The 2,433-nt window shown below is 35.8% G+C and carries 2 protein-coding genes; both read left to right on the plus strand.

What is annotated here, in order from left to right; all coding sequences use genetic code 11:
- A partial coding sequence (locus tag B2X73_RS14300) for a hypothetical protein (RefSeq protein ID WP_291096783.1) occupies positions 1–902 on the plus strand: 902 nt, incomplete at its 5' end.
- A 129-nt stretch (positions 903–1,031) separates the two neighbouring features.
- The gene (locus B2X73_RS14305; RefSeq protein WP_291096785.1) at positions 1,032–2,045 is read left to right on the plus strand and encodes a hypothetical protein; all 1,014 of its coding nucleotides are present in this window, start codon (positions 1,032–1,034) and stop codon (positions 2,043–2,045) included.
- The last annotated feature ends 388 nt before the right edge of the window (positions 2,046–2,433 follow it).

Genomic DNA, 2,433 nt, shown 5'->3' on the forward strand with positions numbered 1-2,433 from the left:
CTCAAGTTTCTTATATAGACTTTTTAAGATCAATAAAATTTGCGGGAGACAATAGGCCTGTATTGGAATTAAAAACTTTAAATCTAAATGGTTCAGAAATTGACGTTTTAGTGATACAGAATTTACCTTTAAAGCCTTATTATATTACTACATCATACCGAGATAAAGACAAAGAAGTCAAAGCGAACCATATTTATTCGAGAACCCAAGATACAAATACGCCGACCGATAAATCTGCCGACATAAATCAAATTGAAAAAATGTGGTATCAAAGATTTGGTTTAGATCTTACTCCTGTTGTAAAGATGCAGCGTTATTTGTTAGATCCAAATCAGTGGACAAAAAACATAGGTAATAGCAGATTAATCTTTCATAATACTTTTCCAGAATACACTATCGAACTGAGTGAAGTCGAGAAATTTTGGGAAGTATATAGTTATTTCTTTACGAATGAGAAATCGTTTTTAGGAACGGCAAAGTTCAAATGCCATCAGACAGAATTATTTGAGCTAGAATATATGTATTGCGATGAGATGAGGATAACTTTACCAGTGCCACAATCAGCATATCTGCGCGTTGATGGTGAGGACAATTGGTATTACTATTATGATAGGAGCTCCAACGACGGTCTATTTTTGCATTTTCTTACTGATGGAAATTATAATCTTGTGTCCCGCGGTACGGGTGCGCCATTCCTATTGTTTAACGACCAGGATACCAGAAACGATTTCAACCAGTATGTATTAGACAACTCTACGGAACTCGAAAATATAGAACCTACATTTTGGGGTCAACACGCATTAAAAAGAATGACACAGGCGGGAAACGAATCTGTGATCGACCCATTGTTCTTAGACCGGATATATCAGCTTTATCAGGCCTGGATACTCAAAAACATTTAAAAGATGATTTTTAACTCAGATATAACATTCAGTAACGAGGCAAAACAAGTACAGGAGACCTCATATAAATTTTTGGAAAGATCTTCATGGAACCGCTGCAAATTAGCGAGGACCCTCATATCAATGTGGATGAAAGATTTGACCGATGATTTAGAATTTATTAGCCAGATCAGATCTAAAAGCGACAAGCAACATGATGCAGCTATTTTCGAACTCATTGTTTATACATTTCTAAGCAAACAGGGCTTGACAGTAGACAAACATCCGATCCTTTCAAAGGCGACTACGCCTGACTTTATAGCTAAAAGTGATACGGTAGCTTTGATGCTCCTTGAATGTACGCTTTCGTCAAACTCATTTGATTCGACGGAGGAGGAGAGACGAAAAGAAGCTGTCGAAGATATTATAAGGCAAATTCACTATTACCCATATTTCATCAACCTTGGTTTCAAAAGAATATCAAAAATCAGTGTCACGCCAAAAAAGCTAAAAAGATTTATTGAACAAATAAGAATATCAAGTGAAGGCTTTGAAAATGAACAGTTATTTCATCGTAAATTCTTATACAAAGAAAATGAATGGGAAATTGAAATCAGTCTGCTAAAAAAGTCAAATAACGAAATAAAGACCAGCTTGGGTGCTGTATTTCAGGATGCAAAAATCATCGATAGCAAAAAAGCTATTCTAACAGCGCTTAATGATAAGAGACCGTCTAAATACGGTATCAGCGATACTCCTTATGTAATCTGTATTTGCGTTAATGATATGTTTTTTCATACTAATGAAATGTATAGTGTATTATTCGGAAATGACTGCGGCACCCATATTAACCTGACATTTCCCGGAAGCAGTGGCTTCCTTTATCACAACAAACCAGTAAATACTTCTGTGTCTGCCGTAATTCTGTTTAAAAATACAGACATCCTAACATTAGGAAGTGCAGAATGGAGCGTTTGGCACAACCCATTTGCTAAAAACCCATTAGAGTTAAAGTCTCTACCTATTGATGAATATCATTTTACAATAGAGGGCAATAGGCTCTTAAAAAGAGTAATAAATAAAAATGCTAACGTTTTCGAATTATTACACGTCGACGAGCTTGCCTATAACACTGATCCAAAGGGCACGCATGAATCCTGTTAACAAAAAAAGTCAACTGACAGCTCGACGAGTTGAGGCATTTTCCTTTTTAAGACAAGCCTTGACAAAGGTAACCTCTTAAAAGGGAAAAACTTCCCCAATCTTCATTCATGGACGTACATCAATCTGCAAATCGATAAATGCAGGAGAAGCGCGATAGACGAGACGAAATAGTATTTAACTGCCCTTTTTAAAATCTTACTTTTTTTTTCAATTATTTTTTTTACTTTCGGCTAAGGAGTTGCATAGACCGGAGCATGCTGGTTCTTCCGCACTTTTGGTGGTAATACCATCATATTTGTCTTCAATTAGCGTTCATATTTTAATGAATGCATCAAAACTTGTTTTTTCGGACGATGGTGATAACTTTAGGATTATATCAGTAGATAAC

It is taken from the genome of Empedobacter sp. UBA7252, from assembly GCF_002472765.1.
Lineage (GTDB): Bacteria > Bacteroidota > Bacteroidia > Flavobacteriales > Weeksellaceae > Empedobacter > Empedobacter falsenii_B.

What these genes read in the sequence shown, in the direction of transcription:
- B2X73_RS14305 (WP_291096785.1), top strand. Translation starts at nt 1,032, where the DNA reads ATGAAAGATTTGACCGATGATTTAGAATTTATTAGCCAGATCAGATCT.